The following is a 19,442-nucleotide window of genomic DNA, read 5'->3' as shown; positions in this document are numbered from 1 at the left end:
CGCTTCATGTCCGTCGTCGAAACCGAACGCCACGGCCAGATCCTGGTCGTCCGCATGAACCGTCCCGAGCGCCTGAATGCGCTCAACCACGAAATGCGCGTGGAGCTCGCGCGCATCTGGACGGAGTTCCGCCACGATCCGGAGCTGGAGGTGGCCATCCTCACCGGTACCGGCCGCGGCTTCTGCGCGGGCGAGGACATGAAGGAATCGCTCGCCGAAAAGAATCCCGGCGGCCGCCGCGCCGAACAGGCCGATCCCTTCAACGAGGGCACGCTGGAAAAGCCCATCATCGCCGCGGTGAACGGCTTCGCCATGGGCGGCGGCTTCATGATGGTGGAGCGCACGGATCTGCGCGTCGCCGCCAGCACCGCGATCTTCGAGGTCTCGGAGGCCAAGCGCTGGCTGCTGGGCGGCTACAATCACGGGCACATGGCGAACCTGGCCTTTCCCGTCGCCATGGAGATGGCGCTCGGCTTCCGCTTCACCGCCGAGCGCTTCCACCAGATCGGCTTCATCAACCGCGTCGTGGAGCCCGAGAAGGTGATGGAGGAGGCGATGGGCATGGCCCGCCACCTGCTGACCCTGCCGCCCGCCGCGCGGGTGAACACGGTGCACATGATGCGCCGCATGCGTCCCATGCCGAGCGCCGCGCAGCAGAAGCTCGCCGCCGCCCTGCATGAGCATGGCGCGAAGAGCGACCTCATCGAGAGCCGCGCCGCCTTCGCCGAGAAGCGCGCCCCGAACTTCAAGGGCTGGAACGACCCGCAGGACCGCTACCGCCTGCCCGATCTGGAGTAACCCCCTTCACGCGGCGCGCTTTTGCCTCTCAACTCCCCTCCACAATCCTGGAGGAATGCCGATGCCCATCCACGTGAAGGACCTGCTCGAGGCCGCCAACGCCGCCGTGCCCCGCATCAGCGGCGCGGAGGCGGTAGCGCTCGCCAAGCAGCCCAACGTCGTCATCGTCGATGTCCGCGACGCCGCCGAGGTGAAGGCCTCGGGCAAGGCGAAGGGCGCGGTCGCCGTCTCGCGCGGGCTCATCGAGTTCAAGGCGGATCCCGAGGCGCCGACGCATGACCCGGCGCTCGATCCGTCCAAGACCATCATCATCCATTGCGCCTCCGGCGGCCGCGCGGCGCTCGCCGGCAAGACGCTGAAGGACATGGGCTACACCGACGTGCGCAACCTCGGCGGCTTCAAGGACTGGCTGGCCGCCGGCGGCGAGACCGAAGAGGTCTAGAGCTTTCGCGACGGCTCCGCGCTGCCGACGATGTCGCGATGGACATCGTCGGCGGGCAGCACGTCGCGGATGTAGTCGCGTGCCTTCCAGGCCGGCGGCGGCGGCGCGTGGCCGGGCGCGGGTGGATGCGGGCTCGGCGTGACCAGCCGCATCTCGGGGATGTAGCGCGGGCAGTTGGGATAGACGTAGTCCGCCTCGAACCGCACGACCGCCTTGGCACCGGGATGCCGCGCGATCGCCCCGGCATCGCGCAGCAGCGCGGCGTTGCCGGTCAGCCGGGTGCGGTTCGCCGTCGCGTCGAAGCGGATGAAGAGCAGGCCCACGCGCGGGTTGCGGATGATGTTGCCGAGCGTGCGGTACATCGAGTTGCCGTCGTATTCCGGCCATTCCAGCACCGACGGCGCCACCACCTTCACGAATCCCGGCGCGCCGCCCCGAAAGCTGCAATCCACCGCCTCGCCATAGGTGGTCGCGATGAAGAAGAAGGGCACCGTGGTGAAGAGCTCGATCTCCTCAGGCCAGAATTCGCGGTGCTTGCGCTTCGCTTCCAGGGCATCGGCCACGCCGCGGCCGTCGAAATCGTCCTGCAGCTCCCGCATGCCGTCGTGGAACATGCTGTTCATGGCCGTCACTCCACCAGGATGGCGGGCCAACTCTCCACGCGCGGCGCCAGGCGTGTCCAGCCCCGGCCGCCGCCGCGAAAGATTCCGGATCCGGGGTTTGCAGGATCGGCGATATCGGTCTGACTATATCCCCGGCAACCGGGGACTCCTGAATGAACTCCACCGAGATCGGCTATCTGGGGGTTCGCGACCTCCACGCGCTCTACCGGGCGCGCAAGCTCTCACCGGTGGAGGTCGCCGAAGCGGTGCTCGCCCGGATCGAGCAGGTCGATCCTGAAGTCAACGCGATGATGCGCGTCACGCCCGAGCATGCTCTGGAGGCCGCGCGCGCCTCCGAGAAGGTCTTCTCTCAGCGCGACACGCCGCGCCTCCTGGAAGGCATCCCCGTCACCATCAAGGACCTGCAGCACACCAAGGGCGTGCAGACGGATTTCGCCACCGCGATCTTCCAGGGCCACGTGCCGGATGTGGACGCGCCTTGCGTCAGCCGCCTGCTGTCGGCGGGCGGGATGATGATGGGCAAGACGACCTCCGCCTCCGAATGGGGCTGGAAGGGCGTGAGCCATGCCGTGATCTCCGGCATCACGCACAATCCCTGGGGCAAGGGGCTGAACGCCGGCGCCTCCTCGTCCGGTGCGGGCGTGGCCGCCGCCTGCGGCTATGGGCCGCTGCACCAGGGCGGGGACGGCGCGGGCTCCATCCGCATGCCCGCGCACTTCTCGGGCGTCTACGGCTTCAAGCCGACGCATGGCCGCGTGCCCAACTGGCCCATGTCGAACAACGACCTCGCCACCCATATCGGTCCGCTGACGCGCACGGTCGAGGACGCTGCGCTGATGACGCAGGCGATGGCCGGCCCCCATCCTTGGGACTACACCTCGCTGGAAGCGCCGCCGCAGGACTATGCGGGCCAGCTCAAGGCCACCAGCATGAAGGGCCGGCGCATCGCCTATTCGCGTGACCTGGGCCATGCCCGCGTGGACCCCGAGGTCGCCGAGCTCGTCGAGAAGGCGGTCAAGGAATTCGAAGCGATGGGCGCGCTGGTCGAAGAGGTGACGCCTGCCTGGGGCAAGCTCGGCCCCGAGCTCGCGCGCTTCTTCTGGCCCGCCACCTTCAGCGGCCGCATCTCCAGCCTGCCCGAATACGAGGACCGGATGGACCCCGGCTTCGTGGCGATGATCAAGTTCGCCTCGACCTTCACCACGCCGCAATTCATGCAGATGCGCCTGCGCCGCTTCGACTATGTGCAGCAGATCCATGAGTTCATGGAGGGCTACGACTTCCTGCTCACGCCCGCCGTGAGCGTGGCGGCCTTCCCGGCGGATCGCCTGCAGCCCGAGCACTGGCCGCAGCACGCCTGGGATTGGCTGATGTGGGCGGAATTCTCCTACCCCTTCAACTGGTCCGGCAGCCCCGCCGCCAGCATCCCCTGCGGCTTCACGCCGAAGGGCCTGCCGGTCGGCCTGCAGATCGTGGGCCGGCGCTTCGACGATCTCGGCGTGCTGCAGGCCAGCGCTGCCTTCGAGGAAGCCCGCCCCTGGGCGCAGAAGAGGCCGCCCCTCGCCCAATAACCCCATCGCCCGACAGCGGAGAGAGAGTGCCATGAAGCGAAGAGACTTCCTTGTCACCACCGGGGCCGCCGCCTCTCTCGCCGCGCCGGCGGCCGCGCAGCCGCGCAGCGTGGTGAAGTTCGTCCCGCAGTCGGATCTCGCCCTGCTGGATCCGGTCTTCACCACCGGCCTCGTCACGCGCAACCATGGCTTCCTCGTCTTCGACCAGCTCTACGGCCTCGACGACGACTTCATGCCGCAGCCGCAGATGGTAGAGGGGCATGTCATCGAGAATGACGGCAGGACCTGGAAGCTCACGCTGCGCGAGGGGCTGCGCTTCCATGACGGCACGCCCGTGCTGGCGCGCGACGCGGTGGCCAGCATCAACCGCTGGATGCAGGTCGATGCCTTCGGCCAGACCCTCCGCGCCGCGACGGAGGAGCTGAGCGCGCCGTCCGACAAGATCATCCAGTTCCGCCTCAAGAAGCCCTTCCCGCTGCTGCCCGCGGCGCTGGCCAAGCCCTCCGCCTTCTGCCCCGTGATGCCGGAACGGCTGGCCTCCACCGCTGCCAGCACGCAGGTCACGGAGATGGTCGGCAGCGGGCCCTTCCGCTACCTGCCGCGCGAGCGCGTGGCGGGCTCGCGCAACGTCTACGAGAAGTTCGCGGGCTACGTCCCGCGCTCCTCCGGCACGCCGAGCTTCGCGGCCGGGCCCAAGATCGCGCACATCGACCGCGTGGAGTGGCACACGCTGCCCGATGCCTCCACCGCCGCCGCCGCTCTCCAGGCCGGCGAGGTGGATTGGTGGGAGCAGCCGCAGCCCGACCTCCTGCCGCTGCTGCGCCGCCACCGCGAGATCCGCGTCGAGGCGAAGGAGCGCGGCGGACTCATGGGCATGATCCGCTTCAACTGCCTGCAGCCGCCCTTCGACAATGCGGCGATCCGCCGCGCCTTCCTCGCGGGCGTCAGCCAGACCGAGAACATGCAGGCCGTGATGGGCGACCAGCGCGACCTCTGGAACGACCGCTGCGGCTTCTTCCTGCCCGGCAGCTCCTCCGCCACCGATGCGGGGATCGAGGTGATGACCGGCCCGCGCAGCCTCGAGAAGGTGAAGCGCGACCTGGATGCGGCCGGCTACAAGGGCGAGCGCGTGGTCTTCGTCGTGCCGACGGACCTGCCCTCGCTGAACGCGATGAGCCAGATCGCCGCCGAGATGTTCCGCAAGGTGGGCATCAACCTCGACTACCAGGCGTCCGACTGGGGCACCGTGCTGCCGCGCCTCAACAACCGCGAAGGGCTGGATCGCGGCGGCTGGAGCGTCTGGTGCAACTACATTCCCGGCATCATCGCGACCTCGCCCGCCACGCAATCCTACGTGCGCGGGCTCGGCCGCAACGGGCCCTTCGGCTGGCCGACCTCGTCGCGCATCGAGGCGCTGCGCGACGAGTACATGGATGCCGCGACGCTGCCCGAGCAGCAGCGCATCTGCCGCGACATCCAGATGCAGGCGTGGGAAGACGTGCCCTACATCCCCACCGGCGCCTGGATGCAGCCCTTCGCCTTCCGGCGGAACATCACGGGCATGCTCAACGGCTTCCCGCTGTTCCACAACATCCGGAAGGGCTAGGCCGCAGGACGCAACCGCCCCAGCGCCGCCACCGCCTCGCGCGTCGCGGGCAGCAACGAGCGGCCGTACTCCACCGCATCCTCCAGCGGATCGAAGCCGCGGATGAGGAAGGTGGAGACGCCGAGCGCTGCGTATTCCGCCAGCGACTCCGCCACCTGCTCCGGCGTGCCGACCAGCGCGGTGGTATTGGCGCCGGCGCCCACCGCCGCCGCCACCTCGGTCCAGAGGCGCTTGTCGCGCACCGCGCCCCCGGCGGCCGCATCGAGCAGGCGCTTGCTCCCGATGCTCTCCGGCTTCGGGCTGCCCTTGCCGAAGTTCTCGCCGCGCAGCTCGCGGATGCGGTCCAGGATGGCGCGGGCACGGGCCCAGGCGCCTTCCTCCGTGCCGGCCAGGACCGGACGCACCGAGAGGCTGAAGCGGATGGAGGCCGGGTCGCGCCCCGCCTTGGCCGCGCTGGCGCGCACACGCGCGATGGTCTCGCGCGCCTGGTCCAGCGTCTCGCCCCAGAAGGCGTAGACATCGGCGTGGCGTCCGGCCGTCTCGATCGCGACATCGGAGGAGCCGCCGAAGAAGACCGGGATATGCGGCTTCTGCGCCGGCTTGATCTCGGAGAAGGCGCGCTCGAACTTGTAGTAGGTGCCCTCGTGGTCGAAGGGCTGCTCGCTGGTCCAGACGCGGCGCAGGAGGCCGACGTATTCGTCGCTGCGCGCATAGCGCTGCGCGTGGTCGAGGAAGTCGCCGTCCTGCTTCTGCTCGGCCGGGTTGCCGCCCGTGATGATGTGGATCGCCGCGCGGCCGCCGCTCAGCTGGTCGAAGGTCGCGAACTGCCGCGCCGCCAGCGTGGGCGCGATGAAGCCCGGCCGGTGCGCGACCATGAAGCCGATGCGCTTCGTATGCGCGGCCGCATGGCTCGCGATCAGCAGCGCGTCGGGGCTGGTGGAATGCCAGGCGACCAGGATGCGGTCGAAGCCCGCCTCCTCATGCGCGCGGGCGAAACGGACGACGTAGTCCGGATCCAGGATCGGGCCGCTGGGCGGATGGATCTCCGAGGAAGCCCGGTGCGAGATCATCCCGATGAATTGCAGGGGGTGCGTCATGGCGTTTCTCCTTCAGGCGATATGGAGGCGGTGCAGCGCCTGGCCGGTCGCGGCATGGTCGCGGGCCAGGCGCGTACCGAGTTCCTCGGGCGTGAGCTTCTCCGGGCTCAGGCCGAAGCGGCGCAGCGCCGCGTTGACCTCCGGGTCGTCGAGGCTGGCGTTGAACTCGCGGTTCAGCAGCGCGACGGCGGCCGCGGGCGTACGCGCCGGGGCGAAGAGGCCGAACCAGCCGCCGGAGGGCCAGTTCGCGCCGATGCCGAGCTCCGTGATGTTCGGCACGCCCTGGAAGGCGGGCCAGCGGCCGCTTCCGAGGGTGGCGAGCGCGCGGGCGCGCTCAGCCTCCACATGCGGCGCCATGATCGGGTCGATCATGAAATGCGCGTCGCCGGCGGCCACGGCATTCGCGGCCGGCGCGCTGCCCGGATAGGGCACGTGCACCGCCTCGAAGCCACCCGCATCGGCCAGCAGCGCGCCGCGCAGATGCCCCGCCGAGCCGATGCCGGCCGAGCTGTAGTTGAGCACGCCCGGGTTGCGGCGGCCGTATTCGATCAGCTCCGGCAGCGTGCGCACCGGCAGGCGCGGGTTCACTGCGATGATGCTGAAGGCCTCGCCCGCGATGGCGATGGGCGCGAAGTCGCGCAGCGGGTCGTAGCCCACATTCCCGAGATGCGGCGCGATGGTGAGGTTGCCGGCCGAGGCGTTGAGCAGCGTCAGCCCGTCCGGCCGGCTCTCGGCGACGAGGCGCGCGCCCACGGCGCCGCCCGCGCCCGCCCGGTTCTCCACCACCACCGGCACGCCGAGGCGCTGCGACAGCGCGCGCGACATGGCGCGGGAGACGTTGTCGTTGGTGGCGCCCGGCGGGAAGGGGCAGATGTATCGGATGGGCCGCGTGAAGACGAACTCGCTGGCGCGCGCGACGGCGGGCGCGGCGAGAAGGGCCGCGAGCAGCGTGCGGCGCGCGATCATGCCGCCGCTCCCTCGGCCAGCGCGGCGCGGCCGGCATTCTGGTGCGCGGCATCCTCCGTCGGCACGTGGACGCGGGCGCATTGCACGTCGCGCCAATGGCGCTCCAGCGGATTGGCACGGTCCAGCGCGTGATTGCCCGCGAGCGAGACGGCAATCTCGACGGCGCGGATCGCGTGGTTGGAGAGCAGCGCCTTCACCGCGCCCGTCTCCGAGGCGGGCGGCACGTTACCGGCCTCGATATCCGCGACCAGCGAGGCCGAGAGCCGCCGGCTCGCGATGAGCTGCGCCTCCAGCGCACCCACGGCCTGCTGCACGGTCGGCAGCGCGGCTAAGGGCTGCGCGAGGCCGGAGGGCTTCCGGTGGCGCAGGAAGTCCAGGATCCACTCGCGCGCGGCCAGCGCCACGCCGGTGTAGACGGCCGGCACCAGCAGCGCGTTCCAGGCGGACTGGATCGGATCGTTGCCCACCCAGGCGGCGGCGGGCGCGAGGCCGATCGCATGGCTCTCGGGCACCGCGACATCCGTCAGGATCAGGTCGTGGCTGCCGGAGGCGCGCAGGCCGAGGTGGTTCCACGCCTCGCGCTCCTCCAGCCCCGGCGTGCCGGCGGTGACGAGGAAATTGCCGACGCGCGGCTCATCCTCGTCGGTGCGGGCCAGCACCTCGATGAAGCGCAGGCCGGGCAGGCCCGTGACGTAGCGCTTGTGGCCCGTCAACGCCCAGCCGGTGCCGGTGCGGCGCGCGATGGTTCCGGGCAGGCCGCCCCGCGTGGGCGAGCCGAGCTCGGGCTCCACGCGCGCGGCATTGATCAGCGCGCCTTCGGTGACGGCGAGGCGGCCGAGGCGCTCGCGCAGCACCGCCGGCCAGGCCGGGCTGCGCGCGATGGCGGCCTGCTTGGCAAGCTGCATGGCCAGGATGAGCGCGGTCGCCGGGCAGCCGGAGCCCACCTGCCGCACGGCTTCCACGGCCAGGCGGATGCCGCCGCCCGCGCCGCCGAGCGCCACGGGGACGGTGAGCGCGAGTGCGCCGGCCTCGCGCAGGAGCTGGAGGCTCTCGAACGGAAAGCTCGCCTCGCGGTCGTCGCGGGCGCCGTGAAGCGCGATGGCGCGGATCGTGTCGGGGTCGATGGGCGGCGCGGCGGCGCGCGGCACGGCCAGGGCGGTGGAGGACATTCGGGGTGTTGCTTCCGGGAAGGGGGAGATCGGTCGAGGGCGGGCGCGCTCAGGCGCGCCGACAACGCGGCGTGCGGAACCCGGCATGCGGAAGGGTGTTCTGAGCCATCGCGGAATCCTCGCCGATGTGCCGCATGCGCGGCGGTCGAGGCACGATATTTACCGATACCTCTAAGTGGATATCGGTATTATACGGCACGATCCCGAGATATCAACAGCAAATGGTGTGGATTAGGAATTCAACGACCTTTGTGCCGCATCCCGCTCGGCCGCTGACCGTTCTGGCTTAAAGGCGGAAATCCGCCACCAGCGGCGCGCACCCCTGTCGCCGCCACACCAAAATAGCGCCTTCGATCGTGGAATATCGATCACCCGGTCTCAATGGGCAGGGATTCGTCCTTCGCCCATTCGGTCATCGAGGCGTCGTAGACTGCCAGGTTCGTATAGCCGAGCTGATGCAGCAGGAAGGCATCCAGCGTGGCCGCGATTCCCCCGCCGCAATAGAGCAGGATGCGCTTCGATCGATCGGCACCCACGGCCGCGAAGCTCGCCGCGACGTCCTCCGCCGGGCGGAAGGCGAAACTCGCGGAATCCACCAGCGTCGCCACGGGCACGTTCACGCTGCCCGGCACGCGCCCCGGCCTGCCGTAGCGCGGGTTCTCGCCACGATGCAGATCGGGCGCGAGCGCGTTGATGGTGCAGGTCCCCTCATCGCCGATGGCGGCCTTCACCTCCGCCTTGCCGACGAAGAGACCCGCGCGCGGACGCGCCGTCAGCCGCATGGCGGGATAGCGCGCCTCGCCCGCTTCCACGGGCCGGCCCTCCGCCTCCCACTTGTCGAAACCGCCATCGAGAATGGCGGCATTGTCGAAGCCGATGGCGCGCAGCATCCACCAGACGCGCGTCGCCCACTGCATGTTCTTGCGCGCGTAGAGCACGACCCGCACGCCTTCGCCGATACCCTTGGCCGCCACGCGCGCGGCGAGATCTTCGGGCGCGGGCATGGTGAAGTTGAACGGGCTCGACGTGTCCGACAGCTCTCCCTGGAGGTCGAGGAAGGCGGAGCCCGGGATATGCGCTGCCTCGTAGTCGGGCCTGCCGCTGCCGACGCGGTACGGACGGCCCGTGCCGGTCTCGTAGAGCAGGTAGGTGGTGCAGTCGAAGACGCGCAGGGCGGGATCGTGCAGATGCTGCGCCAGCCATTCCGTGCTGACGATGGCGTCGGGATGCGCATAGGTCGCGGGCATCGGGTTCCTCCTGCTCGTTGCCGCGAGCCTACAGCAAAACAGATGCTGCATCCGCGCACGACATCGGAAATATTCGTTGCATGTCCTCAGACACCCCGCTCGACCGGCTGCGGCGCGCGCTGCCCGGCCTGCCGCCCCGCCTGCAGGAGGCGGCGCGCTTCGTCGCCCGGCATGATTTCGACGCGGCGACACGCTCGATGCGCGACCTGGCCGCCGCGTCAGGCGCCAATCCCGCGACCTTCACCCGGCTGGCCCAGGCGCTGGGCTATGCGGGCTGGGACCAGCTGCGCGAGGCGCTGATCGAGACGCGCCGCCCGGGCAGCCCCTTCTCGAGCCGCGCGGGGAGACAGGGCCCCTCCAGCCTGCCCGCCGAGATGCTGGCGACGGATGCCGCGGTGCTCGGCCGGCTCGATCCGGCGCCGATCGGTGCGGCCGCGCAAGCGCTGCACGCCGCCCCGCGCATCTGGGCGGCGGGCTTCCGGTCCTGCCGCGCCGTCGCCGAGCTGCTGCACTACGAGCTGCGCCTCTTCCGCCCGGACGAGGCGCGCCTGGTCGGCGGCTCGGGGCCCGAGGATCTCGACCTCGGCGCCATGCGCGCAGGCGACGCGGTGGTCGTGGTCGGCTTCGCGCCCTATTCGCGTTCCAGCGTGCTGACGACGCGAACGGCACGCGCCGCCGGATGCGTCGTGATCGCGCTGGCCGATTCCCCCACGGCGCCGATGGCGGAGGGCGCGGATCATCTGCTCCTCTTCGACGCGGCGACAGGTCCAGGCTTCTTCCCGAGCCTCACCGGCGCGCTCGCCATCGCGCAGGCCCTGGCCGCCTGCTGCTTCGCGCTCGGCGGCGAATCGGCCCTGATGCGGCTGAGAGAAAGCGAGGCGCGGCTAGAAGCCCTGACTCAATACGTTTCAGCAATAAATTGCTAACAGGCCCGCGCCGGGGAAGCGTATCAATCCGTCGACAAAATCCAGCGGATGTCACAGGCCTCCCAAATTAGGCAGGAAGTACTCGACGCGAAGTCAGATGCATGCAAATCAAGTGATTTGTCCCTATGATGACTTCCGCCCCCTTAGGCGCGAAGCAAAAGAAGGAACGCGGCATGTCGCAGTCTCAGCCCAGCTCCCGCACGACCGAATCGATGCTCGCGGAGCTGGTCCATCACATGGCTGAAATGGTGAAGGCGCAGAAGGAGACGAATCAACTCCTGCAGCAGCTGAGCAGCAGCGGGGCCGTCAAGCGGAAGTAGGCTTCGCGGCGCCCGTCAGCGGCAGCTCAGGATCCGAAGATCGTAAACCGGATGTTCGAACATGTGCACGGCGGGTGCATCGGCGAACATCCAACCCCGGAAGACCGGACCTGACCCTTGCGGGCTCCGCGAGTCCGTCACTTCCATGAAGGCGGCCGCGTCCGGCACCTCGTCCGCGGGGCGCGAATGGCACGCCCGCAGCAGGATCGTGAGCGAGCCGAAACGCGCAGGCTCCCCCACCACGGCGCGCAACGTCATGACGCGCGCGTTCACCTTGTCGAGCGCCTGGATCTCGCCAGTGCGGCGGGCCACCCATTCCTGGGCGGAAGCCATCGACGGCAGGCCGAGCATGGCGGCCATCATCAGGATCCGGATCATCGGCGGCGCGGGCTCGGAAGGCCGGCGACCAGCTCGGTCAGGATGCGGCGCATCGCTGTCTCGTCCACACCCATCAGCACAGCATCCTCGAAGGCATCGCGCAGCACCTGCTCGGCCTCCGCATGGTTTTCCTCGAGCACCTTCACCTTTTCGCGGCAGGAGATGGGCTCGCCATCCTGGCCCGGCCACAAGGCGGGGGCGCTCATCTCAGCGCGTTCCCGGGGGCGGGCGCGGAGCCTGACGCCGGGCTGTTCATCTGCGTCACCGAGAAGATGAAGCGGCCCAGCAGGCTCTCCAGGCTCACCGAGCCCTGGGTCTCCGTGATCCGGCCGCCATCCGTGAGCTGGCGGTCGCTGCCGCCCGGCACGATGGAGACGTACTTGCCGCCCAGCAGCCCTTCGGACGTCACCTCGGCGGAGCTGTCCGACGGCAGGCCCAGATCGGGGCGCACGCGCATCGTGACCTGCGCCTGGTAGGTACGCGTATCGATCCGCAGATCCGTCACGCTGCCCACCTTCACGCCGCCGATGCGCACGTCCGAACCAAGGTTCAGCCCGTCGATCCGGTCGAACTGAGCGGTGAGCGCGATGCCGTCCGTCTGCGGCGCGCGGCCGGCATGGCTGACGGCGTAGAACAGGAAGCCACCCGTCGCGATCAGGATCGCGGCGCCCGTCGCCACCTCGGCGAAGCTGCGGCTCTTCATGCGGAACGGCCCGATGTCATGCGCCGAGACATGGCGGCTCAGGCGCCGGGCGTCCAGGCCTCGTAGTCGCCCCCGGTCACGCGGCGCTGGCCACCGGAATAGTCATGGCCCTTCGGACGCCAGGCGCCCGGCGTTCCGGTCAGGTTCGGCTGGTGCGGCTTCTGCCAGGGATAGGCCGGCCCCGCGAGCGGCGCGTCCGTCGTGTGGTGCAGCCAGGCATGCCATTGCGGCGGCACGACCGAGCTGTCGAGCCCGCCCTTGGCGAGCGCGACCGTGCGGCGCGTGCGCCCATAGACGGGGTCGACCCGGCGGCTCTCGTAATAGGTGTTGCCGAACTCGTCCGTCCCGATCTTGCGGGCGGTCATCCGGGTGGCGAGGAGCTGCAGGTAGGACATGCCCAGAATATCCCACAATTTCGCACTCGCGGCAAAGCCTCGCGGCCCGGAAGTTTTCCACAAGATGTTGTGGTCGTTGCCGCTCCGTTCCACAGGATGCGCTTCACCGCCCGGCGCGGCGGAGCTAGGCTCCCGGCTATGGCACGTCTCGACGGAACCTTGTGGGAAGGGGTCGCGCTCCGGCGCACCCGTATCGGAGCGGATCCGGACGCGCCCCCGCGCGCCCTGGCCTTGCCGGCCGAATGGGAGCCCGAGGCCGCGGCCGCGCTGGCCGCGCTCGCGCCCGGATCCGGGCCCGTCACCCTGCCCCGCGCCGCCGAGGCCTGGATCTCCACCGCACTCGCGCGCGGCACCAAGGCCGGCAGCATCTCCCAGCGCGAGGCGCTGCGGCTCGGCGAGGCCTGGCGGGCCCTTCTCCTCGCCCGCCGCGGGGCGCCCGGCGCCGAGGTCTGGCGCGGCGAAACCAAGGCGGAGCCCCGCTTCGTCCTCAACCTCCCGGCCTTCCTGGAGCCCGAGGGCGGCTTCGACCTCGAGGGCTATGCCGAGGCCTGCCGCCTGGGCATAGCCTTCCTGGACGCCATGGGCTCGGGCAAGGCCACCCGCCTGCGACTCGGCTTCGCCGACCTCGCGGGCCTGCTGGCCGGCATCGGCTACGCCTACGACAGCGACGAGGGCCGCGCGGTCGCGGCCGGCATCGCGGCGCTGACGCGCGGCGCCGCCGAGTCGCAGAGCGGCCGCCTGGCCGAGCGACTCGGGGCGCGCGAGCCCGTGGCGCTGATCTGGCCGGAGCCCCCGGCGTCCACCCCCCTGCCCGGCCTCGCCGCCGCCGCCCGCGCCGCGCTGGACGAGGCCGCGGCCTCGCCGGGCCTGCGCCATGTCTGCCTCGTGGCGCTCGCGCCCGCCGATGCGGCCGAGGCGCTGCTGGGCGCCGAGTCGGCCGGCATCGCCCCCGCCCCCGGCGCCACCCGCGCGGTGGAGACCGTGACCGGCATCATGGACGTGCCCACCCGTGCCGCCCTACGCGCCCCCCAGGGCCGCGTGGCGGCGCTGCTGGGCCCCGTCTCGGACCGCGCCCGCCGCGCCATGACCGAGACGGTGACGCCCTTCCTGCACATTGCGCCGCCCGCTCCCGTGGCCATCCCCGCGCCGCCGCGCCCGGCCCCCGCGCCGCGCGCGCCCATGCGCCGCCAGTCGGGCCAGACGCTGCATGTCTCCATCGGCGGCCACCGCGTCGCGCTCCGCACCGCGGAGGAGGATGGCGTGCTGCGCGACATCGCCTTTACCCTCGCCAAGGAGAGCGCCAACTACCGCAGCCTGATGGAGGGCTTCGCGCAGTCGGTCTCCATCGGCCTCGCGCGCGGCGTGCCGCTGGCGGATTACGTGGAGGCCTTCGCCTATACCCGCTTCGGCCCCGCCGGCACGGTGGAAGGCGACCCCGACATCCCCCGGGCGACCTCCGTGCTGGACTGGGCCTTCCGGCGCCTCGCGCTCGACTATCTGGGCAGCGCCCTGCCGCATCCGGATGCCGAGGATGTGACGCCCGACAGCACCGCCCGCGCGGCCGAGCAGGCGCCACTGCTGCCGCTCGACCTTCCCACGACCGCCGCGCCCGACAAGCGGCGGAACTTCCGCATCGTCGCCTGAAGGTTTTCAGACATGTCCAAGATCGCTGACCGCCTGGCCCAGCTCGGCCTGACGCTTCCCGACCCCACGGCCCCCATCGCGAACTACGTGCCGTTCACCGTGATCGGGAAGACGGTCTACGTCTCCGGCCAGGTGCCGCGGGTGAACGGGGCCCTCTGGCCCATCGGCCAGCTCGGCGGCGGGGTCTCCTTGGAGGACGGCAAGGAGGCGGCGAAGCTCTGCATGCTCGCCATCATCGCCCATGCGAAGACGGCGGCCGGCGGCGACCTCGACAAGATCGCCCGCGTGCTGCGCGTGACGGGCTATGTGAACTCCGCGCCGGGCTTCGGCGACCAGCCGGCTGTGATCAACGGCGCCTCCGACTGCGCGGTGGACGTGTTCGGCGAGGCCGGGCGCCATGCGCGCAGCGCCGTCGGCGTCGCGGCCCTGCCGGGCAATGTGGCGGTCGAGGTCGAGGCGATCCTCGAACTCGCCTGATTCTACGAGCGGGTGCATGATCGGGGGCGCATGGACTCCCCCGAGCTGACTCTCTCACTCCATCGCGAGATCGCCGGCATCCCGGCCGCCGAATGGGATGCCTGCGCGGGCGACAATCCCTTCGTCTCCCACGCCTTCCTCTCGGCGCTGGAGGAAAGCGGCAGCGTCGGCCCCAAGACGGGCTGGCTGCCGCAGCACGCCGCGCTGCGCGATGCCACGGGCCGGCTGGTGGCCTGTGCGCCCACCTATGCCAAGGGCCATTCGCAGGGCGAATACGTCTTCGACCATGGCTGGGCCCAGGCCTACGAGCAGGCCGGCGGGCGATACTATCCCAAGCTGCAGGTCGCGGTGCCCTTCAGCCCCGTGCCCGGGCCGCGCCTGCTGCGGCTGCCGGGCATTCCCGTGGCCGCGATGGCCGAGGGGCTGGCGCAGGCGATGCAGGCGCTCTCCTGCTCCTCCGTCCACGTCACCTTCTGCACGGAGGAGGAGTGGACCGCGCTGGGCGATGCCGGGTGGCTGCAGCGCATCGGGCTGCAGTTCCACTGGCAGAACCAGGCCTACCGGGATTTCGAGGAGTTCCTGGGCGCGCTCAGCAGCCGCAAGCGCAAGGCGCTGCGCCGCGAGCGGCGATCGGTGCAGGAATCGGGGCTGACGCTGCGCACGCTGCGCGGGAGCGAGATCACGCCCGCGCATTGGAAGGCCTTCTACCGCTTCTACCGCAACACCGTGGACGGCCGCTGGGGCGGCGCCTACCTGACGCGCGAGTTCTGGCCGCTGCTCGGCGAGAAGCTGGGCGAACGCGTGGTGCTCATGTGGGCCGAGCGCGATGGGGTGCCCGTGGCCGGCGCGTTGAACCTGCTGGGCCGCGAGGCGCTCTACGGCCGCAACTGGGGTTGCGTGGAGGAAGTGCCCTTTCTGCATTTCGAGCTCTGCTACCTGCGCGCCATCGACTTCGCGATCGAGCACGGGCTCTCCCGCGTCGAGGCCGGCGCGCAGGGCGAGCACAAGATCCAGCGCGGCTACCTGCCGGTGCCGACCTATTCGGCGCACCTCATCGCACATGGCGGCCTGTCGCGCGCCGTGGACGAGTTCCTGAAGCAGGAACGCCCGGCGATGATCGAGCGCATGATGGAGCTCTCGGAGCTATCGCCCTTCCGGCGCGACGGCGAGGCCTGAATGCCCCTGGCCTATTCGCAGCTGGCGCTGGCCATGGCGCTGGTCGGCGCCAATGTCGCGGTCGCGAAGCTGCTGGCCGAGGCGCTGCCGATCGCGCTCATCGCCTTCCTGCGCTGCGCCATCGCGGTGGCGGTGCTGCTGCCGCTGGCGCGGATGCTGGAAGGCGCGGCGCGGCCGGCGGGATGGGCGCTGCGGAACCTGGCCCTGCAGGCCGTCTTCGGCACGGCGATCTACAATGCGGGCCTGCTGGCGGGGCTGCGCTTCACCACGGCGCTTGAAGGTGGCCTCGTCCTGGCGACGCTGCCGGCCGTCGTCGCCATCGGCAGCTTCCTCTGGCTGCGCGACAAGCTGAGCGCGCGGCAATGGGTCGCGGCCGCGCTCGCGGGGCTCGGCATGGCGGCGATCACGCTCGCGCGCGTGGATGGCGGCGGCCATGGCTCGATGATCGGCAACGGCCTCATCTTCCTCGGCGTCTGCGGCGAGGCGATCTACGTGCTGCTGGCCAAGCGCGTGGCGGGGGTGGTGCCGGTCTTCACCGCCTCGCTCTGGATGCAGGTCTTCTCGGCCGCGGTGACGCTGCCCTTCGCGGTGCCGGGAATGGGCGCGATGGCGGCGCTGGCCGAGCCGCGGCTGCTGGCGCTGCTGCTGTTCCACTCGGTGACGGCGAGCGTGCTGTGCCTGGTGCTCTGGTATGCCGGGCTGCGCCGCGTGCCGGCGGGCATCGCAGGCGTCTTCACCGCCTTCCTGCCGGCGAGCGCGGCGATCACGGCGGTACTGTTCCTCGGCGAGCATTTCGGCGCGACCCATGTCGCGGGCTTCGCGCTGATGATGGCGAGCGTGGTGCTCGCGACTTGGCCCCCGCGGACATGAGGGCCTGGCTGGAATTGAGCGTGCCGGAGTTCTTCGCGCTGAGCGCGGAGGATGTCGCGGCACGGCTGGCCTATTCCCAGGCGGGCCGCCACGCGACGCTGGAGCTGACGCAGCGCAACGCCTGGGTCGCGATGGCGCAGGGGCTGCGCGAGGCGCTGGCCATGCCGGAGGCGGAAGCCTGGACCCTGCTGCTGGAATACGACCTGCTGCGTCTGGAGAAGCGCATCGATGCGATCCTGCTGACGGATCGCGCGACGCTGGTGCTGGAATGGAAGGACCGCGCGGCGCGCTTCCTGCCCGGAGATCTGCGACAGGTCGAGGACTATGCGCTCGATCTCCATGACTTCCATGGCGGCTGCCGGGCGCATCCCGTCGTGCCGCTGCTGGTGGCGACAGATGGGCCGGCAACACCGTTCGAGCCTCCGTTGATCTGGCAGGGTGTTCCGCCGCCGATGAAGGTCAACCGGCGGCAGCTCGGTGAAAGACTGCGCGAGGTGATGGCGGCGATCGGTACGCCGGCGCGCCCGATGATCGCGGCGGAGTGGGTCGCCGCACCCTATCGGCCCGTGCCCAATGTGCTGGAAGCGGCCTCGATGCTCTTCGACCGCCATCGCAGCGCCGCGATGGTGGAAGCCCGCGCGGATGCCTCGAATCTCACGCGTACGACTGATGCGATCCTGCGCGCGATCGCCGACGCGCGGGCATCCGGTGAGCGGGTCGTCATCTTCGTGACCGGCATCCCGGGCGCCGGAAAAACGCTCTGCGGCCTCAACATCGTCTTCGGCGCGCTGCGCGATTCCGGCGCGGCCTTCCTGACCGGTAACGCGCCGCTCGTCGCCGTGCTGCGGGAGGATCTGCGGCGGCGGAGCGGTGAGCGGAAGGACAGGGCGCGCACCGTCCTGCAGAACGTGCATCGTTTCCTGGAGCACCACGTGCTGCGCCCCGCCGAGATTCCGGAAGCGCGCGTCATCGTCTTCGACGAGGCTCAGCGCGCCTGGGACCAGGACCAGGCCAGCCGCGACACGCAGCGCCGCGTGAGTCGCCTGTCCCTCAGCGAGCCCGCGCATACGCTGGACATCATGGGGCGGCACGGGGGCTGGTGCGCCATCGTCGCGCTGATCGGCCAAGGGCAGGAGATCAACACCGGCGAGGCCGGGTTGGAAGAATGGGCGAGCGTGATCGCGCAGCGCCCGGAATGGCGCGCCGTCGCGGCGCCCGGGCGCCTCCTCGCGCAGCCTTGGCTGACCGAGGATCCGGCCCTCGACCTCACCGTGCCCATGCGCTCCGTGCGTCATCCCCAGGGCGCGCCCTGGGTGGATGCGGTCCTCAGGGCGATGCCGGGGCGGCGCGGCGGATCGCGCAGGAGCATGGCGGCGTTCCCTTCTTCGTGACGCGGGATCTCGACGCCCTGCGTGCTGCCCTGCGAAGCCTGGCGCGGGGCGAGCGTCGCGCGGGCCTGGTGGCATCCTCGGGCGCGCGCCGCCTGCGCGCCGAGGGCCTGGGCGTTCAGCTGCCGGCCGTGGAAAACTGGTTCCTGGACCGCTGGCCTGATGTGCGCGCGAGCGACGCGCTGGAGACGACGGCCACGGAGTACGACTGCCAGGGATTGGAGCTCGACGTCGTCGGCCTGTGTTGGGGCGGCGATCTGCTGTGGCGGGGCGATCGCTGGTCCGTTCAGCGATTCTCCGGCACGCGCTGGAACAGCGTGCACCATGTTCAGCAGCGCGAATTCTTCGTGAACAAGTATCGCGTCCTGCTGACCCGGGCGCGCTACGAGACGGTGATCTGGATCCCGCGCGGATCGGATGCCGCGGACGAGTTTCACGACCCCACGCGCCCACGTTCCGCCTATGACGCAGTCGCGGAGTTCCTGGGCCAGTGCGGCGCCGGGGAATGGCGTGCCACCGTTCCTGTCCAGCGGGCCGTCGGATTTTTGTAGAAATTTGGCTGGCACTCACGATGCGTTAACCCGCGCCGCTACTTCATCCGCTCCGACGGATCAGGATCGGGAAAAGCCCATGCCTCATGACCAGGCCAGGATGGCGGCGGCCGAGCTCCCGCGGCCTGAGCAACCACCGCATGCCGCCTCGATCCCGGAGGTGGCGCAACCGGTTCCCGCGCTGCAGCCGCTGGTGCACCGAACCTGCCTCGCACTCCGCGCCATGGCCACCAGCGTGGAGGCCATGGAGCAGGTTCTTTCGCGCATCGATGCCCTCGTCCCGCGGGAAGGCGCGCATGGCGAGTTGCTGGCGGCTTCGCAAGAGACCGTCACCCATACCGTGAGCCTGCTGCATGCCGAGGGTCCGCCCCTGATGCGCCGGGTGGAAACCTTGCGCGCCAAACTGCATGACGAGGGTCACTCGCCGCGCCGCAGCGCCGACCGCGCGCTCCGCGCCATCGAGGCGGACCTGGCGGCCCTGCCAGGACCCGCCGCCGGCCTGAGGCGGCTGCGGGCGAACATCCTGATCGTGCTGGCGGAGTTCGACCGCCATCATCGTACGCTCAGTCTCGGCTAGCCGCGCGCAAGGCTCTCGAAGACCAGCATGCGGTGGCCGCGATGCTGGAACTCGTCCACCTCGCGCATGCCGCAATCCGTCAGTACCGCGCGGGAGGATAGGTTGGTGTCGCGCGCGACGCCGATGATGCGGTCGAGCCCGGCCGCATGGCCGAATTCCAGCGCGGCGCGCGCGGCCTCGCGCGCATAGCCCTTGCCCCGGCAGGACGGCCACAGCGCGAAGCGCAGCGCGACGCCCCGCCCATCCGGCCGCTCCATCAGCCCCGTGATGCCCAGGAAATCCCCGGTCTCTCGCAGGAAGACGCTCCAGGTGCCGTAGCCGCGCACCTGCCAGAAGTCGATATCGTCCTCCAACTCCTCCCGCGTGCGCTCGGGTGAACGCACGCCGTGCAGCATGAGGCCGAAGGCGTTCTCGTCACCCTTGAGCGCGATGAGGTCGGGCAGGTGCTCGACCCCCGGCGGAAGCAGCGAGAGCCGCTCGGTGGTGACGATACGCGGCGCGTTCAGAATGGCGCGCAT

The 19,442-nt window shown here is 70.5% G+C and carries 23 protein-coding genes; 13 read left to right on the top strand and 10 right to left on the bottom strand.

The genetic code is table 11. The annotated features are described in order from the left end of the window. Positions 1-6: 6 nt before the first annotated feature. Entirely contained in the window at positions 7-798 is a 792-nt protein-coding gene (locus WJM96_RS04795) for an enoyl-CoA hydratase/isomerase family protein (protein WP_424811284.1), read from the top strand. A gap of 61 nt (positions 799-859) precedes the next feature. After that, positions 860-1,240, top strand: coding sequence for a rhodanese-like domain-containing protein (locus tag WJM96_RS04790; RefSeq protein WP_424811283.1), 381 nt, complete (start codon positions 860-862; stop codon positions 1,238-1,240). Here WJM96_RS04790 and WJM96_RS04785 read toward each other — a convergent pair. After that, positions 1,237-1,863: a pyridoxamine 5'-phosphate oxidase family protein gene (locus WJM96_RS04785; protein ID WP_424811282.1), complete on the bottom strand. Its 627-nt coding sequence runs from the start codon at positions 1,861-1,863 to the stop codon at positions 1,237-1,239. The genes WJM96_RS04790 and WJM96_RS04785 overlap by 4 nt on opposite strands. 152 nt (positions 1,864-2,015) lie before the next feature. On the opposite strand from WJM96_RS04785, the gene WJM96_RS04780 reads away from it, so the two are divergent. Beyond that, positions 2,016-3,434, top strand: coding sequence for an amidase (locus WJM96_RS04780; protein ID WP_424811281.1), 1,419 nt, complete (start codon positions 2,016-2,018; stop codon positions 3,432-3,434). A 31-nt stretch (positions 3,435-3,465) separates the two neighbouring features. Beyond that, on the top strand, positions 3,466-5,040 hold the full coding sequence (locus WJM96_RS04775) for an ABC transporter substrate-binding protein (RefSeq protein ID WP_424811280.1): 1,575 nt from the start codon (positions 3,466-3,468) through the stop codon (positions 5,038-5,040). Here WJM96_RS04775 and WJM96_RS04770 read toward each other — a convergent pair. The 4 genes from WJM96_RS04770 to WJM96_RS04755 all read right to left on the bottom strand — a co-directional run bounded on the left by WJM96_RS04770 (position 5,037) and on the right by WJM96_RS04755 (position 9,519). Then, positions 5,037-6,137, bottom strand: coding sequence for an LLM class flavin-dependent oxidoreductase (locus WJM96_RS04770; protein ID WP_424811279.1), 1,101 nt, complete (start codon positions 6,135-6,137; stop codon positions 5,037-5,039). The genes WJM96_RS04775 and WJM96_RS04770 overlap by 4 nt on opposite strands. 12 nt (positions 6,138-6,149) lie before the next feature. Further along, positions 6,150-7,103, bottom strand: coding sequence for a Bug family tripartite tricarboxylate transporter substrate binding protein (locus WJM96_RS04765; RefSeq protein ID WP_424811278.1), 954 nt, complete (start codon positions 7,101-7,103; stop codon positions 6,150-6,152). Next, positions 7,100-8,272: an acyl-CoA dehydrogenase family protein gene (locus WJM96_RS04760; RefSeq protein ID WP_424811277.1), complete on the bottom strand. Its 1,173-nt coding sequence runs from the start codon at positions 8,270-8,272 to the stop codon at positions 7,100-7,102. The genes WJM96_RS04765 and WJM96_RS04760 overlap by 4 nt, the downstream gene beginning before the upstream one ends. 368 nt (positions 8,273-8,640) lie before the next feature. Further along, the gene (locus tag WJM96_RS04755) at positions 8,641-9,519 is read right to left on the bottom strand and encodes a sulfurtransferase (protein WP_424811276.1); all 879 of its coding nucleotides are present in this window, start codon (positions 9,517-9,519) and stop codon (positions 8,641-8,643) included. Between the two features lie 80 nt (positions 9,520-9,599). Here WJM96_RS04755 and WJM96_RS04750 point away from each other — a divergent pair, with 80 nt between their 5' ends. Together WJM96_RS04750 and WJM96_RS04745 are read left to right on the top strand one after the other, a co-directional pair. Further along, complete coding sequence (locus WJM96_RS04750) at positions 9,600-10,445, top strand: MurR/RpiR family transcriptional regulator (RefSeq protein WP_424811275.1); 846 nt, start codon at positions 9,600-9,602, stop codon at positions 10,443-10,445. 173 nt (positions 10,446-10,618) lie between these two features. Then, entirely contained in the window at positions 10,619-10,765 is a 147-nt protein-coding gene (locus tag WJM96_RS04745; protein ID WP_424811274.1) for a hypothetical protein, read from the top strand. Positions 10,766-10,780: 15 nt separating this feature from the next. Here the strand turns inward: WJM96_RS04745 and WJM96_RS04740 are convergent, their stop codons facing one another. From WJM96_RS04740 to WJM96_RS04725, 4 genes are read right to left on the bottom strand one after another with little or no spacing between them, the layout of a single operon-like run. Beyond that, positions 10,781-11,128 (bottom strand): DUF2155 domain-containing protein, encoded by a 348-nt coding sequence (locus WJM96_RS04740; RefSeq protein ID WP_424811273.1) that lies wholly within the window; start codon positions 11,126-11,128, stop codon positions 10,781-10,783. Between the two features lie 11 nt (positions 11,129-11,139). Continuing rightward, positions 11,140-11,349, bottom strand: coding sequence for a hypothetical protein (locus WJM96_RS04735; RefSeq protein ID WP_424811272.1), 210 nt, complete (start codon positions 11,347-11,349; stop codon positions 11,140-11,142). Beyond that, a complete protein-coding gene (gene mlaD / locus WJM96_RS04730) occupies positions 11,346-11,846 on the bottom strand; it encodes an outer membrane lipid asymmetry maintenance protein MlaD (protein ID WP_424811271.1) in 501 nt (166 codons plus the stop codon). The genes WJM96_RS04735 and mlaD overlap by 4 nt, the downstream gene beginning before the upstream one ends. 38 nt (positions 11,847-11,884) lie before the next feature. After that, complete coding sequence (locus WJM96_RS04725; RefSeq protein WP_424811270.1) at positions 11,885-12,241, bottom strand: NADH-ubiquinone oxidoreductase subunit NDUFA12 family protein; 357 nt, start codon at positions 12,239-12,241, stop codon at positions 11,885-11,887. A gap of 138 nt (positions 12,242-12,379) precedes the next feature. On the opposite strand from WJM96_RS04725, the gene WJM96_RS04720 reads away from it, so the two are divergent. The 7 genes from WJM96_RS04720 to WJM96_RS04690 all read left to right on the top strand — a co-directional run bounded on the left by WJM96_RS04720 (position 12,380) and on the right by WJM96_RS04690 (position 18,924). Beyond that, complete coding sequence (locus WJM96_RS04720) at positions 12,380-13,885, top strand: hypothetical protein (protein ID WP_424811269.1); 1,506 nt, start codon at positions 12,380-12,382, stop codon at positions 13,883-13,885. A gap of 12 nt (positions 13,886-13,897) precedes the next feature. Next, positions 13,898-14,362: a RidA family protein gene (locus WJM96_RS04715; protein ID WP_424811268.1), complete on the top strand. Its 465-nt coding sequence runs from the start codon at positions 13,898-13,900 to the stop codon at positions 14,360-14,362. 30 nt (positions 14,363-14,392) lie between these two features. Beyond that, complete coding sequence (locus WJM96_RS04710; protein WP_424811267.1) at positions 14,393-15,538, top strand: GNAT family N-acetyltransferase; 1,146 nt, start codon at positions 14,393-14,395, stop codon at positions 15,536-15,538. Further along, a complete protein-coding gene (locus WJM96_RS04705; protein WP_424811266.1) occupies positions 15,539-16,408 on the top strand; it encodes a DMT family transporter in 870 nt (289 codons plus the stop codon). Further along, complete coding sequence (locus WJM96_RS04700) at positions 16,405-17,799, top strand: DNA/RNA helicase domain-containing protein (RefSeq protein WP_424811265.1); 1,395 nt, start codon at positions 16,405-16,407, stop codon at positions 17,797-17,799. Before WJM96_RS04705 ends, WJM96_RS04700 begins: the two co-directional genes overlap by 4 nt. After that, entirely contained in the window at positions 17,796-18,347 is a 552-nt protein-coding gene (locus WJM96_RS04695) for a DNA/RNA helicase domain-containing protein (RefSeq protein WP_424811264.1), read from the top strand. Before WJM96_RS04700 ends, WJM96_RS04695 begins: the two co-directional genes overlap by 4 nt. Positions 18,348-18,426: 79 nt before the next feature. After that, positions 18,427-18,924, top strand: a complete 498-nt coding sequence (locus WJM96_RS04690) for a hypothetical protein (RefSeq protein ID WP_424811263.1) — start codon at positions 18,427-18,429, stop codon at positions 18,922-18,924. Here WJM96_RS04690 and WJM96_RS04685 read toward each other — a convergent pair. Continuing rightward, the gene (locus WJM96_RS04685; RefSeq protein ID WP_424811262.1) at positions 18,921-19,442 is read right to left on the bottom strand and encodes a GNAT family N-acetyltransferase; all 522 of its coding nucleotides are present in this window, start codon (positions 19,440-19,442) and stop codon (positions 18,921-18,923) included. The two genes, WJM96_RS04690 and WJM96_RS04685, sit on opposite strands and share 4 nt — an antisense overlap.

Origin of the sequence: Roseococcus sp. YIM B11640 (genome assembly GCF_049727625.1) — a bacterium.
Classification (GTDB): domain Bacteria; phylum Pseudomonadota; class Alphaproteobacteria; order Acetobacterales; family Acetobacteraceae; genus Roseococcus.
The sequence above is the reverse complement of the archived record's forward strand: the minus strand, read 5'-3'. Positions and strand labels throughout refer to the sequence as shown.

Coding starts and splice junctions, on each gene's coding strand:
- WJM96_RS04755 (WP_424811276.1), bottom strand. CDS start 9,519: ATGCCCGCGACCTATGCGCATCCCGACGCCATCGTCAGCACGGAATGG.
- WJM96_RS04780 (WP_424811281.1), top strand. CDS start 2,016: ATGAACTCCACCGAGATCGGCTATCTGGGGGTTCGCGACCTCCACGCG.
- mlaD (WP_424811271.1), bottom strand. CDS start 11,846: ATGAAGAGCCGCAGCTTCGCCGAGGTGGCGACGGGCGCCGCGATCCTG.
- WJM96_RS04715 (WP_424811268.1), top strand. CDS start 13,898: ATGTCCAAGATCGCTGACCGCCTGGCCCAGCTCGGCCTGACGCTTCCC.
- WJM96_RS04740 (WP_424811273.1), bottom strand. CDS start 11,128: ATGATGGCCGCCATGCTCGGCCTGCCGTCGATGGCTTCCGCCCAGGAA.
- WJM96_RS04735 (WP_424811272.1), bottom strand. CDS start 11,349: ATGAGCGCCCCCGCCTTGTGGCCGGGCCAGGATGGCGAGCCCATCTCC.
- WJM96_RS04750 (WP_424811275.1), top strand. CDS start 9,600: ATGTCCTCAGACACCCCGCTCGACCGGCTGCGGCGCGCGCTGCCCGGC.
- WJM96_RS04790 (WP_424811283.1), top strand. CDS start 860: ATGCCCATCCACGTGAAGGACCTGCTCGAGGCCGCCAACGCCGCCGTG.
- WJM96_RS04795 (WP_424811284.1), top strand. CDS start 7: ATGTCCGTCGTCGAAACCGAACGCCACGGCCAGATCCTGGTCGTCCGC.
- WJM96_RS04685 (WP_424811262.1), bottom strand. CDS start 19,442: ATGCGCGCCATTCTGAACGCGCCGCGTATCGTCACCACCGAGCGGCTC.
- WJM96_RS04765 (WP_424811278.1), bottom strand. CDS start 7,103: ATGATCGCGCGCCGCACGCTGCTCGCGGCCCTTCTCGCCGCGCCCGCC.
- WJM96_RS04700 (WP_424811265.1), top strand. CDS start 16,405: ATGAGGGCCTGGCTGGAATTGAGCGTGCCGGAGTTCTTCGCGCTGAGC.
- WJM96_RS04785 (WP_424811282.1), bottom strand. CDS start 1,863: ATGAACAGCATGTTCCACGACGGCATGCGGGAGCTGCAGGACGATTTC.
- WJM96_RS04690 (WP_424811263.1), top strand. CDS start 18,427: ATGCCTCATGACCAGGCCAGGATGGCGGCGGCCGAGCTCCCGCGGCCT.
- WJM96_RS04710 (WP_424811267.1), top strand. CDS start 14,393: ATGGACTCCCCCGAGCTGACTCTCTCACTCCATCGCGAGATCGCCGGC.
- WJM96_RS04770 (WP_424811279.1), bottom strand. CDS start 6,137: ATGACGCACCCCCTGCAATTCATCGGGATGATCTCGCACCGGGCTTCC.
- WJM96_RS04705 (WP_424811266.1), top strand. CDS start 15,539: ATGCCCCTGGCCTATTCGCAGCTGGCGCTGGCCATGGCGCTGGTCGGC.
- WJM96_RS04775 (WP_424811280.1), top strand. CDS start 3,466: ATGAAGCGAAGAGACTTCCTTGTCACCACCGGGGCCGCCGCCTCTCTC.
- WJM96_RS04725 (WP_424811270.1), bottom strand. CDS start 12,241: ATGTCCTACCTGCAGCTCCTCGCCACCCGGATGACCGCCCGCAAGATC.
- WJM96_RS04720 (WP_424811269.1), top strand. CDS start 12,380: ATGGCACGTCTCGACGGAACCTTGTGGGAAGGGGTCGCGCTCCGGCGC.
- WJM96_RS04760 (WP_424811277.1), bottom strand. CDS start 8,272: ATGTCCTCCACCGCCCTGGCCGTGCCGCGCGCCGCCGCGCCGCCCATC.
- WJM96_RS04745 (WP_424811274.1), top strand. CDS start 10,619: ATGTCGCAGTCTCAGCCCAGCTCCCGCACGACCGAATCGATGCTCGCG.